The sequence below is a fragment of the Roseibium sp. MMSF_3544 genome, from assembly GCF_030732845.1.
GTDB lineage: Bacteria > Pseudomonadota > Alphaproteobacteria > Rhizobiales > Stappiaceae > Roseibium.
Map to the genome: position 1 here is coordinate 78,544 of NZ_JASHKA010000022.1, position 17,099 is coordinate 95,642.

The following is a 17,099-nucleotide window of genomic DNA, read 5'->3' on the forward strand; positions in this document are numbered from 1 at the left end:
AAGGATTGTTGGAAAACGATTTGCAACATGTCACGGTATGCATTCTAGGACCTGATCCGGCGAACACCACCTTGTAATTTGAATGTCAAACGAAGACAGGTTGGCAGCGCAATGCCAAAATCGCGCGTGAAGATTTGCGAGAAATGGAGCGAATGTTGAAACCTGCGAGGTCAAAAAACAAAAAAAGACCGATCTCTGATCTGGTCAAAAGAGCTAAACATCAAATCAAGGTGCTTCGCGGTAAGAAACATTCTTTGCAATTTCGCTTTTCATCCGGTGATCATCCGCTCAGCGCGCTGGGTACTGAGTATGGCGGCTGGACCTTCGTTGACGACGACGACCTCAATGGCTCCGTGATCATATCTGCGGGACTGGGCGAAGACGCTTCTTTTGATGTTGCTTTTGCAAATCGATACGGTGCGAAGGTCGTCATCGTTGATCCGACACCTCGCGCCGTCGTTCACTTTGAACAGATCAGCGAGAGGTTTGGTCTGCCAAGCAGCCAGTCTTTCAACAGTACCGGACAGCAAGATCCTGCTGCGTATGAACTGTCGGAAATCGATGCGTCCAGGCTGATACTTGTGAAAAAGGCGCTTTGGAACGCAGTAACATCCGTTCGGTTCTACGAGCCGAAAGACAAGAAAAACGTCTCGCATTCAATCAGTAATTTCCAAAACGAGTACAGCAAAGAGACGGATTACATTGATGTGCCGGCAATCGATATGATCTCGTTGCTCGACGAAATAGGTGTCGATCGGTCTCAGGTCAAACTTGTCAAACTGGACATCGAAGGGGCGGAGATTGAAGTCATCAGGCACATGCTTGCCAATGATTTCTTTCCAAAACAGATACTTCTGGAAATTGATGAACTGAATTTCCCCTCCAAGGTGGCTTATGGCAGGGCCACTGAGGTAAGCACCCTTCTCAAGAAACGTGGCTACAAAGTCGTTTGGTCTGACGGACGCGCAAACTTTCTCTTCTACAGAAAGCAATAGGCTCTCTTTTGCGGAAAACCTATCAGACGAAGATGAAACCGCGCGTTCTAATGAAGTGCCGCACAAGGTGAGAAATGTATCGGACAGCCAACAACACTCTGTCGACCATGCTGCCAAGGGTGGTTGGTACCTGGGATAGTTCAGAACGGTTTAAGCGTGGATCTATAGATGGCATTACGTTTTGTTTTATTGACTGTCCGTTCTTCGAAGAAGACGTCTCTCCGCAATTTTACCGCTGAAAGGGAAAATGAATGAGTGCTGTTCTGGTAACAGGGGCGAGCGGGTTCTTGGGAAGGAACATTTTGCGTGAACTCCATAAGAGAGACATTCCCGCCTTCGCCCTGGTGAGGGCAGGACGACCGCCCGAGGCATATGCGAACTGTCAAATCCTTCGGGATGACGGAGACGTCCTGAAGCTCGCAGATGATTTCAAACGCCAAGAGATATCGCGCGTCATCCATGTGGCGACAATTTATCCGGCTGATGAATCTGCCGGAAACGCAATGGACATTCTGAACGCCAATTTGCTTTTTGGCGGCAAGATCCTTGAGGCTTCCCGGCTGGCAGGCATCACTGGTTTTGTCAACATGGGCACCTTTTCGCAGTTTGGCGAAAACGGCGATGTGAAGCCGAATTCGCTCTACGCGGCTACCAAGCAAGCGTTTTCCGAGATGCTGAGCTATTATGCTGACTGGCATGATTTAAATGCGATAACCCTTGTTTTGTACGACTTGTATGGTCCTGGCGACACCAGGCCGAAGCTTCTTCCGGAGCTGATTTCGGCTGCCAAGACCGGCAACGGGATGGATGCAACCCCGGGCTTGCAGAAAATGGTGCCGCTCCACGTTCGGGACGCGGTTTCTGCAGTTCTTTTGGCGCTCGAGAACCTGAGCGACAGTACAGGCTCACCGAACCCAAATCAGTATGTTTGCGGCGATGAGGTTATAACGGTGAGAGAGTTGGCGCGCGTGGTCGAAGCGGTTTCTGGCCGGGCTATGAATGTCAATTGGGGTGCGCGTCCCTATCGTAGCAATCAGCTCATGGTGCCGTTTGTCGGACCAAAATTCAGTGGCTGGGAACCGAAGATAAAAATCGCGGAAGGTGTAGAAGAATTGCTGCGGGAATGGGATGACACAGCCGGTTAACCCGGGGCATCAAGCGTCAGAAAGATATCATGCTCAGAAAAAAATTTTGGCAGGGCAAGCGCGTTCTGGTCACCGGTCATACGGGGTTCAAGGGCAGCTGGCTCCTCCACTGGCTGAAAAGGCTTGGCGCGAATGTAAGCGGCCTTGCACTCGACCCGGAAAGCGAACGGCATCTTTATGTCTGCACGGACGCTGGCAACGGTCTGGAAAACGACTTCAGGGTGGATCTTCGGGATCCGGCGCTGGTAAGGGACGCGATTGACTGTTGCAGCCCTCAAATCGTCTTCCATCTCGCCGCGCAACCTCTGGTGCGATTGTCCTATGACAGCCCGCTCGAAACGTTCGAAACAAATGTCATGGGGACCGCATATCTGCTTGACGCGCTCAGGACGGTAACTGGGCTTGAAGCGATTGTCATCATAACCAGCGACAAGTGTTACGACAACAAGGAATGGGTCTGGGGCTATCGTGAGAACGAGGCTATGGGCGGCAAGGACCCCTATTCAGCCAGCAAGGGGGCGGCAGAAATTCTTACAGCGTCCTACCGGCATTCCTTCTTTGCGCAAAACCGGACAGGATTGGCAACCGCCAGAGCCGGCAACGTGATCGGTGGCGGCGACTGGGCAATCGACAGACTTGTTCCGGATATTGTCGGTTCTTTCATGAAGAACGAAACTGCAATCATAAGGAACCCGCACGCGATCAGGCCTTGGCAACACGTGCTGGAGCCGCTGAGCGGGTATATGCTCCTTGCCGAACGGCTTGCCGAGGACCCGAAACGATTTGGTGAAGGCTGGAATTTCGGTCCGAATGTCGAGGGCATCTGGGAAGTCAGGAAAATAGCGGATATCCTGAAAGCGAGTTGGGGCGGGGGTGCCGATTGGCGCACTACAGGGCATGCTGACGCGGAGAAGAAAGAAGCCAGGATCCTTGCACTGGATAATTCGAAGGCGCTGTTCGGATTGGGATGGCGTCCTGTGTGGGACACCCGGACTGCACTGCAAAGAACGGTCGACTGGTACAGAAGCTTCCACGACGGAGAAGATCTGAAAGCATTGACGCTGGCCCAGATCAATGAATATGAGACCGCTCTAAGCTCAATGGAACAAATGGAACCGATTAAATGAAAGCGGTAATTCTGGCGGGGGGCCTTGGAACGAGGCTGGCCGAAGAAACGGTTGCCCGGCCGAAGCCAATGGTCGAAATCGGTGGCAAACCGATCCTCTGGCACATCATGAAGATGTATTCCGCGCACGGGATCAATGAATTCATCATATGCCTTGGATACAAGGGCTACATGATAAAGGAGTTTTTTGCCAACTACCTGATGCATGTATCAAACGTCACGATAGACTTGAAAAACGGCGGTGTGGAACTGCTCGAAAACAGATCCGAACCCTGGAAAATCACGCTTATCGAGACGGGGCTGAACACACAGACGGCCGGCCGGATCAAGAAGATACTGCCTTTTGTGGGGGATGACGATTTCTGCATGACCTATGGCGACGGTCTGTCCGATATCGACATCACCGAGAGCATCGCCTTTCACCGCAAGGAAAGCAGGCTGGCAACAGTGACTGCAGTGAGGCTGCCAGGCCGTTTCGGCGCGGTTGAAATAGAAGACACGAAAGTGAGCGGCTTCGTGGAGAAACCCAGAGGGGAAAGCGGCTGGATCAACGGTGGTTTTTTTGTCCTTTCACCGAAGATCGAAGCCTATCTTCAGGCTCCAGATATCGAAGATACTCCATGGGAACAGGCTCCGATGAAGCGCATTTCGCATGACGGCCAGATGTCGGCCTTCGTTCACGAGGGGTTCTGGCAACCGATGGATACCTTGCGCGAAAAGCAGTATCTGGAAAACCTGTGGCAAAGCGGTGATGCCCCCTGGAAAGTCTGGAGGGATATCCGTTGAGCGGTGCCGCGCCGAATGTCTCAGGTGATTTTGCAGTCGTGAGCGGGATTCCGGCGGGAAAATCCGGCACCGGTCAGCTGGTGGCTTACCTGGTGGCACAAGGACTGCCCTACATCGAGCCCGGTCCCAGGCTGGACAAGCGGGACGACCGGTCGGTGTTTCGCGAACTGTTCTTGTGGCTGAAAGGCGCACCGCGCTGGCTTCTGTTTTTTGTGCGCCTTTGGTTTCTGAGAAGGTCGAAGACGCCTGTGCTCCTGCTGCACCCACAGGACCTCGGCTTTTCCGCTACGTTGAGGATCATCAAATTCCTGCGTGGCAACTGTTGGATCTACCTGTTGGAGTCGAGCTTCTTCTGCGTCCGAAGCTACAACCATCTGCCATTGGAACACGCGGCATGCCTGAGATGTCTGGGTGATCCCGCTCAACACGCAGCAAAGATGTTCGGATGTTCGCCATTTCCCCGGCAGACATCAAGCGCTACCGTGTTTGTCCGCAAGCTGCATTCACTTGCGCGCGACAGGAAGGTTCATTTTCTGGCGCAAAACGAACGGCAGGCAAAGCTCGCCGAACAGCAATTTGGGATGCCTGTGCCTGTCGTGGGCCTTTGGGCAGCGGATATTGAAGAATCCCTGATTGCAGGCTCAAAGGGCTTGGAAGAGCCGAAGCCGGGCGATACCCGGTGGGACATTGTCTTTCACGGGAATGACGTTCTTGCAAAAGGTAGCCGCTGGGCGCTTTCGGTCGCGCGCCATGCGCCGCAGCTTTCATTCTTGTTTCCGTTCAAGTGTCCTGCGGATGTCGATGATGCACCGGAAAACTGTTCCTTTGTTCAGATGAGTTGGACGAGCGGGCTCAGAGATGCAGTCACGTCCTGCAAAGTCGTTCTTTCGCCGTCCTTCTGGTCGGCGTCAATCGAAGGGGCGCTTATCAAGAATATTCGCTTCGCTTCAACGACAGCGGTTGCCGTGAATTCCACAAGCTTCTCGGATGAAATACCGGAAGGTGTCGTTCTGCATTTGGACGCTCATCCTGAAAAAGCTGCCACGCAGTTGGCAGAGTACCTGTCATCAGAGCGATCGGTGGATAGTGACCAGAAACGAGAGTGGCTGGATTCGTTTACGAAGAGAAACAGCACCTATATCCAGAACATAAATGAACAGATGAGAAGTGAAGTTTGAAGACTGTTTTACGCGCGATCTTTCATGAGTGTCGGGTTTAGCGAGAAGTGACAGACGCGCAGGAAGGTCACCAAATGAAGAAAAACGAGCTGGCACCCGTCGCGCTTTTTGCATTCAACCGGCCGGATCATACGCGCAGGACACTTGATGCGATCGCGAAGAACCATCTTGCGGGCGAAACGGATCTGTTCGTGTTCGTGGATGGACCCCGCGCCGAAAAAGACATTGCTCTTGTTCATGAGGTTTACGCCATCGCCGATGCGGTCGAGGGCTTCAAATCAGTCACCATTGTCCGGCGGGACGCCAATATCGGTTTGGCGAGGAGTATTATCCAAGGAATAACCAGGACCCTTGAAGAGCATGACAGGATAGTTGTTCTTGAAGACGACATCGTAACCAGCCCAGCATTTCTGAACTACATGAACGGCAGTCTCTCGCACTTCCAAGGCGAGAAAAAAGTCTGGCATATCTGCGGCTACAATGAACCAACGCGAAGCAGGGACTCCACAAAAACCCACTTTTCACGATTGATGAATTGCTGGGGGTGGGGGACTTGGCGCGATAGGTGGCAGCATTTCGAAAAGGACCCTGAAAAGCTCCTGAGTGAATTCACGCCGGACATGATCAATCGATTCAATCTGGATATAGGTGAGAAGTTCTGGTTCCAGGTTTTAGCGAATGCTGACGGCAGAATGAACACCTGGGCCATATTCTGGTATGCGACTATCTTCAAAGAGGGTGGTTTATGCTTGAATCCAAATGTTTCTTACGTGAGAAACATTGGCTTCGACGGGAGTGGCGTGCATTGTAGCGTTGACGAGGTACGAAACAGGGCGAGGAAATTAAACCTGGAAGTTAAAGTTAAGTACCCTAAAAAAATCTCGGAAGATCCAAGTGAATTTAAAAAATTGAAGGAATTTTACAAAAATAAAAAAAGAAAAATCAGTAAAATCAAGAAAATAAGGAAAAAAATAATCAAATTATTCGTTGAAACTGATTGATTATATTGAATTTGAGTTTAGTCTTTCTGCTATAATAATGATTTCGGGAAATTGTATTCTGAAAATAAAAATAACTTCATTACACTTGCCCGCTATGCGAGCGAGGCACGAGTATCGTTGCAGGCCAATAATTGCAGCTCATAGTGGAGAAGGTCAATATACAACCTGCTGGATCACGTCCAATTTATGGCGCAAAGCAATCTTCGCAGTATAGCGTGTTCGGATGCACGCTAGCTGCTTGTCATTGTCTGGCCATGCCAGAAACAAACTATTTAGTACGGAATCCTTTTGCGTTTTTTGCGCGTTTTTTTGGGGTTCGCCCCAATGAGCAGAAACATTGCTTCATTCAAATGAAGTTGGTCGTTTAGGGCGTTTACTCGCAAACGATTTGAGGGTGGATTGTCCTTTCATTAGATCTGTCGAAACTGTTCTATTGGCAGCTTAATTCAGTGCAATGAATGATTTGCACATTTGTCAGTATGCAACAAAATGTCATGAAACCACGGTTGGGCCGATTGAGTTAACTATATAAGTCAACCGAACCAAGCAGCGGCGAAGCCAGCACCCGGATAAAAATGATTTTCGCTGATCTCCTGAAAATGAAGAAAGCGCCGATCCGTTTCGTTGGCGAACTCGTAAAGCGCAGGGCTTGTGTATGTATTATCGCTCATGACGATACAGTTTTTTGAAAGTTTGGGTTCGACCGCTCTAAATTCACTCGTCTCATGATCAACTGAATGATCGCTATCATGAAGAAATAGTTCGATAGGACCCTCTATGTTGGAAAGCAGATCAAGTGATTTGCCATAGCGAATTTCACCGAATTCTTCATACGGGCCAGAGAGGAGCCAACCGAAATGCGGTAAGACTTCAAGGCCGATATAACGCCCATGATGGTCTTCTGTCGCATTTTGCTTTAGTGCAGCGGTGAACGCCAATGCGCCGAGCCCATTGTGCACACCTGTCTCTACAATGAGCTTTGGTTTCAAGGCCCGGGTCAGGGCATACCAGCCCAATCGCCTACCCCACAAAGGGATTGGGTCTGCCTTGGTCTGGCTAATGGCCAGGGCCTGGGAATAGTGGTTTAAAACGCAATTATCTTGCTGGAGTTCTTCAATAAAACCCATGGCACTTTTGATCGGAATATTCGCGACAGTTGCTACGAAAGCTGCTAAATGCTGCCGATTCACCGCTCTCAGTTCATAAGTAAAGTTGCTGGCTTCTACGGATTTTTCGAGCCACTCGGCAATTCGCCCTGTATATTTCGCAATGCGACCTTGGGCATATACGGAACGCTGTTTTGACCAATTACCACTCAGCTCAAGGCTCGAGATTCCGTCACGAACGCCAGAAGTTGCAATGCTGACAAAAGCATCACTCGGTTTCTTTTTAAACAACGAGTTTTCTCCTACGAAATGGGCAGCAAGCTCGAATTGCGGTAGTCGTCTTCTATTATCTCTCATTTATTAGCCAGTTAGATCGACCAAGTCGCTGGGTGCAAGCTTTTTTACCAATAAAGTTGAGTTCAATAATTGCTTGCAAGAAGGTTCTCAACAGTGCTGCCTATTGGGTTATGAGTTCGCCAAACCAAGTCAGATGCATTCCTAGATTGTGTTTTCAGGAATTGAAAGCTGAAAGAAGGGCTGGTTGCCGACTTTCCCATGTGGGTGTTATTCGTTGTTGTACTCACGCAAACTCAAATTTTGCCGTTCGCGTCTGCAAGCTTCAATATAGTCCACGGTCAGTTTTTCCTGTCGGAGGTTTCGTTGCACAGATAATCGGGCGCTGGAATACTGTTTCGGAAAGGGTCGGTCAGATCGTCCGTGTACTCTCCACGCAACAGCCGGCTCGGTGGCAGCAAATGATTTCGGAAGAAGCTACTGACGGACACTAGTCTGCGGCCGCGGTCTGTGAGCATAACGCAGCCGTTTTCGATCCTGATCGTCCCTGATTCTTCCTGCTCGGTCAGCCGGACATCCACAAGCCTGAACTCGTGCATATATTCGTCGGTGAAAACATCTCCGAACCTGTCCACCAAAATCCCACCTCCGCGCTGATCCAGTTTTTCCAGTATGTAAAACGACAGCGACCGATCGAGCACTGTAGGGATGGAAATTGCGAAGGCGTAACCGCCCAGCAGCCAGATAACGAGCAGCAACAGCTTTTCAAAGTGGCCAAGTATCGGTGTTTTTCTGGGCCAGAACAGAACCAAAGAGGCGATCACGGTCGCAATCAGCGCGTCCAAAAGCGCGGAATACAAAATCACATCGACCCTGAAAAACCATGTGTGAAGGCAATAAGTGACCAAGAGTATCGCGATAAAGACTACAGTCATAAGCACGCTGGAGACGAATTTCATTTAGTGCCTTTCGTGATCTAACACACAGGGCCTGGTGGCATTTGCAAGGAAGAACGATTTCGAACTTCAGTAGCACACTTTGGAACAGGAGGCGGTCGCCACTTGGGAAAGCTCGATGCCGTTAGCTTGAACGCTGTCGATTAAGCCCGGGCAATCGTTCAGACGTCATGTCTCCAACTCTGACCACGGACTGCAGCAACAGAGTCATCAGAAATTGGATACTTTTTCGCGTGAACATTGAGATGCGTGTCTAACCACAATAAATCACCAGCCGGATATCGAATGGTGGTCATGTTCACGCCTCGCCGGCCCACTTCAGGACAAGCAGTTCATCGCGCTGAAGTATGCTGATCACTTGGCATCTCAAAAAACAGATAGCCCGACTTCTCGGTGGGTGTCGGTCTGTTGCCAGGAGCGCAATGTGTCGCAGTCCAGCAATCACCGCCGCCAGATTTCGGCCTGACCCCGAAATTGGCATCGGGAATCGTTTCGACGACCGGCACAGTAAGCAGGTGAAATCGCATAAGACCCTTGATTGAGAACCCTCCTTGATTGTTCGCAAGAAGCACAATGAGCAAAATGCTGAGCGCGCGCGTTTTCAAGCCGGGGACAAAGATAGGTGCTCCCAAAACAGAGATCGCAAAAAGCGGAGCGGCCACCATGAACACGCCAATCCCAAAGCGATCTGATGGCGCCTTTAAGAACCAAAGTGACAGCGCCGCGACGACGACAATGATCAGCACAAGCGCATCCAGGCGTGGCAATCGCTCCGCTGTCAGATAGCGTCGAAATACAATGGCGACACAGAAGGTGGCAAGTGCCGCAATAGCCAGCCAAACAAGTAGATTGGTGCTAGCTTCCAGCCAGTAATTTGAAATCCAGGACCAGCCCTCCAGCGAGTAGAGGCCAGCACTTGGATGTCTGGCCCAGGCGGTAACCCAATTTGCCTGGCTGATTGCTTCCTGTTCTGCATTCCAGGGGACGTCGACACAACTCCAGGAAGCCGGAAAAAGCAGGCATCCACTAACGATCACGCCGCGCAGTGTCCAACCAAAAGCAAAGATCGCAGGCAGGACGGCAATTCGTGCCAGATGAAAGGGTGATTCACCGGCTTTTTTGGCGGCCATGAAGAAGACATAGAGGGCCCAAATGACAATAAGGGCGCTGCTCACCTTGAGCGCTACGCTCATGGCTGAAACAATCAGAAACGCTAGAATCAGACCGAACCGTTGTGGCGACGAACGGGCCTGGGCCTCCAGCGTCAGAACACCAAGTGCCACAGCCAGTGCGAAGGCAATTCCAGCAGAACTGTCCGCGTAACTATATTTCCAGACGAAATAGCGATCGAAGACGAGGACGTTAATGGCCATAAGGATCGCGAAGATGCGCGAAATCGCATACCGGGAACTGATCGCGAATTGAACGAAGGAGAGGAAAGCTACGAAAAAAACTGCGGTCATATAGGACAGAAGCTTGAAAGCCTCTCCGATCCACAACAGCGAATTGATGTACTCAAGATATGAACTGAAACCGTAGCGCCCGTGCAGATTTGCAAGGCCGAAGACGATAGCGTGTTCCCGGATCCATTTCTGATGCGGCAGGTGATAAAGTGCAGCGTCCGGCCCTGGCTGCATGTCGGCCGCAAGAGGCGTACACAGGGCAGCAAGCAGGCAAACAATTGCAAGGCCGCGGACTTCTTCTTTCCGAACTGAAACGATCCCATAGATCAGCAGCGCCAACAAAACGGCATAAGAAAACGAGTTTGCGACGCCGCTGAAAAAATTCACCAGCATCGCTACAAACCCGAGCGTGAAAGCACCCAGGAGGGGAAAAACAAATACTGGCAGTCCGTCCACCGAAACACCTGATGCCTTGCAGGCGAGCTTCCAAAACCCCAGTCCGGTCAGGCAAACTGAAAGCGTAAAAAGCGGAAACGTGAATAAGTCGATGATCATCGTGCTACGAGTGGCAAATTGGACTGGGTTATTCCCCGATCATTAAATAGATTTTGTCACAACTTAAGCCACACTCTGTTCCTGCTGATTGGGTTAGCGTTGCTCAATGTGCTGCCAGTAGACTACGTCGAGCGGTTTGCCGGTAGAGACTGAGCGCGGACCTTTCTTGTTGAAAAATCCTTACATGTTCGGATGCCCACCTTGGTCTGTGAACGGGTTTCCCAGGCGCGTAGGTAGACGCACTCACATTTGAGGGAGAGCCAAAGCCGCTTGTCGAAGATATTGTCGAGGAACCGGCCTTTGCGGTCGGTCGAAATAAGCACGCCGGATTGGCGCTGACGGTCTGTTCAAACGAATGATGTGTACTGGCTCCCATGATCCGGATACAAAAGCTCGGGCATTCGTTCGCCGTCGCGTTCAAAAACCTTAGAAACGCCTTCCATAAGAGCCCGCTTCCATTGATGAATCATGGCCGGGTGAACGTCGAACCGGCTCAGAAGTTCAGGTATCGTCTCCTCGCCTTTCGATGCTTCCAGCGTGACATTCTCCTTGAAGTCCGGCGCATGCTGCTTGCGTTTAGAAATCTCGAGTCTCATTCCTATTGAAGGTCAGCGGAAAACTAATCTAGTCTTATGTCTATTTTCGATTTCTAGGAGCAGCTCTTTAACTCGTGGTTAGTGCGGGTTACGCGTGCCCATTAGTATTAGTCCAGCTATTAGGAGCGCGATCGCGATAAGTTGCCTTGTGTCTGTCGTTTCATTCAAAATGAAGATTCCCGTAAGCTGAGTTCCAACGATCAGCAAACCTGCCGCAAATGGAAATGCAAACGATAATGGGAAATGACGCAGCGCAACAATCCAAAGCATAGCCCCGACAAAATAGGCGAAGAGGCCAATCGAAAAATCAAGCGACAACAAACTGTTAGCTGATTTCATCTTATACAAGCCAAAAATGGATGTCGGGAAGTAAATTAAGAACGCCAAATAGTAAATGCTAATCATAAGTTTTTTCCCAAACTACAAATGGTGGACGCCCTTTTACCTCCAAAAATATCCGTCCGACGTACTCCCCAATTACGCTTAACGAAATCATCTGAATTCCAGAAAGCATGTATATTGGAACGACGATCGATGCCCACCCTGGCACGGCAGAGTCGGTAAACAATCGCACCAACAAAACATAAAAAGTTAATAATAAAGAAACAAATAGAACTAGAACACCGAGCGCTCCGATCAATCGCAGTGGAATGATGCTGAATGATGTGATGCCTGTCAGTGCCAGACGAACCATTTTTGAAAAACTATATTTTGACACACCAAATTCGCGTGGCTTAACCTCGAACTCAACAATATCTGACCGCAAACCGATAAGTGGAATAATACCCCTATAAAAAGGATCGCTTTCGGCAAAGCGACATGCAATAGAGAGAGCCTTGGCTGATAGCAGCCGATAGTCCGCATGTCCCCGCACTAGTTTGACGCCGATATGGCGGGCTAAGAAATAGAACACGTTCGCTAACGAATATTTGAAAAAGCCATCTGTGGAGCGATCTTGACGCACTCCATAGACTACTTCTGCTCCATCGCGCATTCGAGAAAGAAATTGCTCTATGGCCTTCGGATCTTGCTGCAAGTCTGCATCGATAGAAACGCAAGCATCACATTTTCCGTTGGCCTCCTGCATCCCTGCCGCTAGCGCCAATTGATGTCCTGCGTTGCTCGACAATCTGATGCCCTGTACTCGGCTACTGGACTGTGAAAAGCGTAGAATTAACGCCCAAGTCTCATCTGTACTTCCATCGTCGACATAGAGGGCATAGCTGTCATGCGTTACGAGTTTCTTGTCAATCAACTCTTGAATAAGACCATCGACTGTTTCCACTGTTTTTTCGAGTGATTCAGCCTCATTGAAGCATGGTAGAATAATTATCAATCTAGTCATTTCTACTGCCAAGGTCGAGAAACTACTGGGCACGAAAGGCGTGTTTCGCTACCAGAGAAGAGAACAGAAATACAGTTTGCTTCATTGATCTCTTTTAGCGAAACCCACCCCACTCTTCCGTTTAACTCAATTTCTCGTAACCTGCTCATAAGTTTGCTTTTAAGTGCACCTGCAAACTCTTCGTCGGTTTCAACAGATATGGAAACATTCATTTCTCCGAAGTCTTTCTTGAGAAAGCGCTTTACCGAAAATACAGGTTCATATGCACTGGGACCATGGATTGCCAGTACAACATCTACCTTGCCCCGTGACTTTATTGCCTTGTACAGTTTCGCATACTCTGCTTGAAACTCACGGGTCGCCGATACGCTAGATCTGATCCGTTCTTGAGCGTCAACAGCTGGTCCCACAAAAATCAGGAGAATCGCTGCGGTCAAAACGCTAGGAAACAGTGATTTGATCTTTGATGGCCATGAAAAGTCGCGAAACCGATCAAGTATCCAGCTTACCATGCAGATCAGTACAAAACCTACCATTGGCACTCCAGGAAAACCGTAGCGGTTGCCTGTTTTCAGTTCACGATACACGAATAGCTGTATTATCAATCCAGAAGCAAAAAGTCCCAGCCAGAGCAGGAGTTCGATCTGTCGATGTGAGAAGCTCAGTCGACTTAAGTGTTGCCAAACAAATTTCGAGAAAACTAGCAATCCGGCGCCGGCTACACTCGCCAATGCCAGCGAAGTGCCCATAGGATAGATACTTAGAAGCGAAAACGTTGGAATAGCATCTTGATATATGTTGGTTCCTCTACCCAAAGTGCCTGGAAGCACTGCTGCCCATATCAATAGGTTTATGACAAACGACGCGAACAAAACAATTCGTCCTAGTATATTCTCCCAATCGGTGGAAACAACAATTGCAACCGCTAACGGAAGAAGCAAAAACACAAAATTCTCTTTTGATCCGATAGCAATCAAGGTGCCAACTGCAATTAAAACACTTTCTAGAAAACCAAGTTTGCGAGCCTGAATACGCCGCACTGCAGTGAGGCAGATTGCGCAGCCGAGTACACCATATGTTTCGGAAGGACCAAGTCTGCCAAAAATATCTATGAATATCTTGCTAGTTAGCATCCAAAGAAAAAACACGATTGCATAACTTGGTCCAAAAAGACGTCGAACCAGAACAAAGAACTCTGATGCAAAATAAGCAAAAATTACGATTCTGAAGAGATACCAAACTCCTACATCCTCAGCCCAAACTCGGGTTTCGATGAGACGCACAAAGTAATAGACGGGTCGATACCTCGCAGTATCGAATGGGTGCCCAACCTCAGTCTCGTTTATCAGAATTATCCAAAGCTTGGAGATGGAAAACGGATCGAGGGCCAGGAAATTTACTATTTCGTGGTCGTCGATAATCCCGAAATCGGAGTGAAAGATGGGAAAATAGAAAGCAGCAATTATCAGCAAAAGTGTTAAGAACACTAAAGAGGGCCGCAAAACTCGCACAGCATTGAGCAGCGTAGATACAAACATTTTCGGCCAACTCCTGGCTGGTCGTGTCGGCAAACTCGATTCACGTGGCTTGAAATTCTTTGGACTCGATTTTGAACCATATACAAACAGACTAAAATATGAAGTTATTAGCTCCCATTCCTTGCAAAAAATGTCTGCGAGTCATGAATTGGAAGTTATCGACCTTTTTTGGGGTGGTTTGGGGGTAGAAAACTGGCTGCTTTCATCCTCCTCACTGAATTCGAACCTCTACCCTTTCTAACGCTACTAGCGCAAGCCAACCGTTTCGCCGGGGAGTGAAATGAAGGCGGGAAACGCCTGTGCGGTCACAGGAGTTGGCATTGAGATTGCGAGAACCGATCGGCTTATTTGGATCCAACATCAGATCGTGCCGCCAAGCCGATAGAATGTCATCTAACCGCTATGTCTCGCGAGTTTCGTTGCTTGCTGGATTGCCAAACACCTTTTACCAGTTTTTTTCGAAGCCACTATCAGGGTATTTGCTGGGAATCAGGCAATTCGACGCCAAACGGTTTACTCTCATTGAAGTGGGCGCATATTTGGACTTTATGGTCTTCGCAACCAAAGTCGCTACACGTCGATAAGCATGCTGGCACCTTCGTGTTGGAACAACGACGCAAAGCCTACTTGCAGAAACACAGGTAAATTGAGTAATTGTCTGCCAATGGTGGAGATCCCTGCAAGGCAGGTCTCCGCGTGTTTGCCGTCTGTTGATGGCTTCAGAAAGGAACCGCTTCGTGCGCAATCCGCTTAATTCGAAAACACTTAACGACCCAGACGGAACCGTGCGGCTGGTCAGACGGTTGCTCAGTGAGAATTACCGGAACTACCTGCCGAAATACGGGCTCGCATTCGTGTTCATGGCCATGATAGCTGCGACCACGGCTGCGAGTGCCTGGATCATGCGCGACGTGGTCAACGAGGTCTTCGTCAACAAGGACGCGACGATGGTGTATGTCATCGCAACTGTCGTTCTTTGTATCTTTGTGGTCAAGGGTGCATCGACTTACGGTCAGCTGGTCGTGCTTTCTAGGGTCGGCAACGAAATCGTTTCCGATCTCAGGCGGCGGATGTTCGCGCACATGATCCGGCAGGACCAGACCTTCTTCGACCAGAACACGATCTCAGAAATCGGGGTTCGGATCGGACAGGGCGTCGGGGCGGCGAAGGGGACGCTCGACCTGATCATCGTCTCGCTCGGCCGCGATGTCTTGACGTTGATCGGACTGGTTTTCGTAATGGTTTTTCAGAACCCGTTGCTAAGCGTTTTCGCCTTTGTAATCATGCCGCCGGCGATCCTCGGCGTGACCTTTCTGGTGAAGCGAACGAAGCAATATGTCAAACGAAAGGTTGTCTCGAGTGTCAAAATCGGTGCGGCACAAAAGGATACCGTTCTCGGGATACGGACGGTGAAGGCGTTCAGCCTCGAGCCATTCATGAAGAAGCGGATGGAAGTGGGCATTCTCGAGGTTCAGAAGCAGTCGAACAAGATAGCGTCACTGTCTGCCAGAACGGCCCCGTTGATGGATACTCTTGGCGGTTTCGCGATCGCAGGCGTTATGTTCTATGGCGGGTTTTCGGTTATCGAACTCGGCCAGGATCCGGGTGCCCTGTTTTCGTTCATCACAGCTCTCCTCTTGGCATACGATCCGGCCAAGCGTCTGGCGCGTCTGAATGTCAACCTCGGCAAGAACGTGGTCGGTCTTCGCATGATGTACGAGCTGGTCGATCGTGTGCCGGGCATGAAAGAGATCGAGAACGCGCCTGACTTGTGCGTCACCGGCGGGAAGATCGAATTCCGCAACGTGGTTTTTTCCTATGCGGGGACGCCGGCGCTCAAGGGCATCAGCTTTGTTGCCGAGCCTGGCAAAATGACGGCGCTCGTGGGCGCGTCGGGCGCCGGTAAATCGACCGTATTTTCGCTGATCGAAAGGTTTTATGATCCCGACAGTGGCGACGTACTTATCGATGACCAGACATTGCCGTCGCGCAATCTTGACTCAGTGAGGCAATCGATTGCGTATGTGGGTCAGGACCCGTTTTTGTTTGAACTCAGCGTCCGCGAGAACATTGCTGTCGGCAAACCGGGAGCAATACAGGAAGAAATCGAGGCTGCGGCAAAGGCCGCCAATGCGCATGACTTTATCGTGCAGATGCCCAAGGGATACGATTCGAGTACCGGGCAGGGCGGAAACAAGCTGTCAGGCGGCCAGCGCCAGCGGATTGCCATTGCGAGAGCGATGCTCCGCGACGCCCCGATCCTGCTTCTGGACGAAGCGACATCCGCGCTCGATTCAGAATCGGAAGCCAAGATCCAAAGCGCTGTTGAGCGGCTTACCGAGGGCAAGACCACGCTGGTGATCGCGCACCGTTTGAGCACCGTGAGGCATGCTGACATGATCCACGTGATGGACGGAGGGAAGGTCGTGGAAAGCGGCACGCATGATGAATTGTTCGATCACGACGGCATCTACCGCAGGCTTTGCCAATTGCAGTTCCAGAACAAAAAAGAAAAGGCGGCCTGAATTCAGGTCAAACTTGACCTGAACTACGTTCCGGTCTCCTTCGACGTGGAGTGATTTGGGAGCGGCAGAATTGCGCTCGTAGAGAGGGCTATCTCAATGCGATCATTGAAGCAAACTACGATATTATTTTAATATTTTTGATTTTTTCAGAATTAAATGAAAGTTCATGCAAAGACCAATGAACTTTACGCGTTGTTGAGCGGGAATAGAATTACAAAAACTCATTAGTAATCATAAAATTTCTTGTATATTTTCTTTTTTCCGAATTTCACATATTTTTGCACAACATCATCCGGTACATTTTTAGTCGGAGTATGAATTTTTGATCTTTCAAAACCTTGAAATGGCCGCCCTGTTGTATGTGAACCTGATTTTTCGATCACATCTGAAGACTCTACTCGATACGGCAGGCCATTTTGTTGGACTAGTTCGAAATTTACTTGGCTCAAATCCAGTTGTAACGTCTCGAATATCTTCGATATTTCTGTTGTAGGATCGTTTATCAAGTCTTCAAAATAGACAATTATATGATTTTTATTCTTGCGGGCTA

The 17,099-nt window shown here is 49.7% G+C and carries 15 protein-coding genes; 7 read left to right on the forward strand and 8 right to left on the reverse strand.

What is annotated here, in order from left to right; translation table 11 throughout:
- Positions 1–152: 152 nt before the first annotated feature.
- From RBB47_RS24665 to RBB47_RS24690, 6 genes are all read left to right on the forward strand, one after another.
- Complete coding sequence (locus RBB47_RS24665) at positions 153–995, forward strand: FkbM family methyltransferase (protein ID WP_305988571.1); 843 nt, start codon at positions 153–155, stop codon at positions 993–995.
- Positions 996–1,246: 251 nt separating this feature from the next.
- Positions 1,247–2,140, forward strand: a complete 894-nt coding sequence (locus RBB47_RS24670; RefSeq protein WP_305988572.1) for an NAD(P)-dependent oxidoreductase — start codon at positions 1,247–1,249, stop codon at positions 2,138–2,140.
- A 29-nt stretch (positions 2,141–2,169) separates the two neighbouring features.
- On the forward strand, positions 2,170–3,267 hold the full coding sequence (gene rfbG, locus RBB47_RS24675) for a CDP-glucose 4,6-dehydratase (RefSeq protein ID WP_305988573.1): 1,098 nt from the start codon (positions 2,170–2,172) through the stop codon (positions 3,265–3,267).
- Positions 3,264–4,052, forward strand: a complete 789-nt coding sequence (gene rfbF, locus RBB47_RS24680; protein WP_305988574.1) for a glucose-1-phosphate cytidylyltransferase — start codon at positions 3,264–3,266, stop codon at positions 4,050–4,052. Before rfbG ends, rfbF begins: the two co-directional genes overlap by 4 nt.
- Positions 4,049–5,230, forward strand: a complete 1,182-nt coding sequence (locus RBB47_RS24685) for a hypothetical protein (RefSeq protein WP_305988575.1) — start codon at positions 4,049–4,051, stop codon at positions 5,228–5,230. The genes rfbF and RBB47_RS24685 overlap by 4 nt, the downstream gene beginning before the upstream one ends.
- A gap of 74 nt (positions 5,231–5,304) precedes the next feature.
- Positions 5,305–6,231, forward strand: coding sequence for a glycosyltransferase family 2 protein (locus RBB47_RS24690; RefSeq protein WP_305988576.1), 927 nt, complete (start codon positions 5,305–5,307; stop codon positions 6,229–6,231).
- Between the two features lie 533 nt (positions 6,232–6,764).
- On the opposite strand, the gene RBB47_RS24695 is transcribed toward RBB47_RS24690, so the two are convergent.
- From RBB47_RS24695 to RBB47_RS24725, 7 genes are all read right to left on the reverse strand, one after another.
- Positions 6,765–7,628 (reverse strand): class I SAM-dependent methyltransferase, encoded by an 864-nt coding sequence (locus RBB47_RS24695; protein ID WP_305988577.1) that lies wholly within the window; start codon positions 7,626–7,628, stop codon positions 6,765–6,767.
- A gap of 344 nt (positions 7,629–7,972) precedes the next feature.
- Positions 7,973–8,590, reverse strand: coding sequence for a hypothetical protein (locus RBB47_RS24700; RefSeq protein ID WP_305988578.1), 618 nt, complete (start codon positions 8,588–8,590; stop codon positions 7,973–7,975).
- A 329-nt stretch (positions 8,591–8,919) separates the two neighbouring features.
- Entirely contained in the window at positions 8,920–10,050 is a 1,131-nt protein-coding gene (locus RBB47_RS24705; protein WP_305988579.1) for a hypothetical protein, read from the reverse strand.
- A gap of 842 nt (positions 10,051–10,892) precedes the next feature.
- Complete coding sequence (locus tag RBB47_RS24710) at positions 10,893–11,141, reverse strand: transposase (protein WP_371932849.1); 249 nt, start codon at positions 11,139–11,141, stop codon at positions 10,893–10,895.
- 78 nt (positions 11,142–11,219) lie between these two features.
- Positions 11,220–11,546, reverse strand: coding sequence for an SMR family transporter (locus tag RBB47_RS24715; protein WP_305988580.1), 327 nt, complete (start codon positions 11,544–11,546; stop codon positions 11,220–11,222).
- Positions 11,539–12,486, reverse strand: coding sequence for a glycosyltransferase family 2 protein (locus tag RBB47_RS24720; protein ID WP_305988581.1), 948 nt, complete (start codon positions 12,484–12,486; stop codon positions 11,539–11,541). Before RBB47_RS24720 ends, RBB47_RS24715 begins: the two co-directional genes overlap by 8 nt.
- 2 nt (positions 12,487–12,488) lie before the next feature.
- Positions 12,489–14,024 carry a hypothetical protein gene (locus RBB47_RS24725; RefSeq protein WP_305988582.1) on the reverse strand — a complete coding sequence of 512 codons (1,536 nt, stop codon included), beginning with the start codon at positions 14,022–14,024 and terminating at the stop codon, positions 12,489–12,491.
- Between the two features lie 737 nt (positions 14,025–14,761).
- Here RBB47_RS24725 and RBB47_RS24730 point away from each other — a divergent pair.
- On the forward strand, positions 14,762–16,549 hold the full coding sequence (locus tag RBB47_RS24730; protein ID WP_305988583.1) for an ABC transporter ATP-binding protein: 1,788 nt from the start codon (positions 14,762–14,764) through the stop codon (positions 16,547–16,549).
- 224 nt (positions 16,550–16,773) lie between these two features.
- Here the strand turns inward: RBB47_RS24730 and RBB47_RS24735 are convergent.
- Positions 16,774–17,099: hypothetical protein (locus RBB47_RS24735; protein ID WP_305988584.1), on the reverse strand; the 326-nt coding region annotated here is incomplete at its 5' end.

Excerpts from the sequence above, each read along its gene's own strand:
- RBB47_RS24665 (WP_305988571.1), top strand. The coding sequence starts at position 153 with ATGTTGAAACCTGCGAGGTCAAAAAACAAAAAAAGACCGATCTCTGAT.
- RBB47_RS24670 (WP_305988572.1), top strand. The coding sequence starts at position 1,247 with ATGAGTGCTGTTCTGGTAACAGGGGCGAGCGGGTTCTTGGGAAGGAAC.
- rfbG (WP_305988573.1), top strand. The coding sequence starts at position 2,170 with ATGCTCAGAAAAAAATTTTGGCAGGGCAAGCGCGTTCTGGTCACCGGT.
- rfbF (WP_305988574.1), top strand. The coding sequence starts at position 3,264 with ATGAAAGCGGTAATTCTGGCGGGGGGCCTTGGAACGAGGCTGGCCGAA.
- RBB47_RS24690 (WP_305988576.1), top strand. The coding sequence starts at position 5,305 with ATGAAGAAAAACGAGCTGGCACCCGTCGCGCTTTTTGCATTCAACCGG.
- RBB47_RS24700 (WP_305988578.1), bottom strand. The coding sequence starts at position 8,590 with ATGAAATTCGTCTCCAGCGTGCTTATGACTGTAGTCTTTATCGCGATA.
- RBB47_RS24705 (WP_305988579.1), bottom strand. The coding sequence starts at position 10,050 with ATGACCGCAGTTTTTTTCGTAGCTTTCCTCTCCTTCGTTCAATTCGCG.
- RBB47_RS24710 (WP_371932849.1), bottom strand. The coding sequence starts at position 11,141 with ATGAGACTCGAGATTTCTAAACGCAAGCAGCATGCGCCGGACTTCAAG.
- RBB47_RS24715 (WP_305988580.1), bottom strand. The coding sequence starts at position 11,546 with ATGATTAGCATTTACTATTTGGCGTTCTTAATTTACTTCCCGACATCC.
- RBB47_RS24720 (WP_305988581.1), bottom strand. The coding sequence starts at position 12,486 with ATGACTAGATTGATAATTATTCTACCATGCTTCAATGAGGCTGAATCA.
- RBB47_RS24725 (WP_305988582.1), bottom strand. The coding sequence starts at position 14,024 with ATGTTTGTATCTACGCTGCTCAATGCTGTGCGAGTTTTGCGGCCCTCT.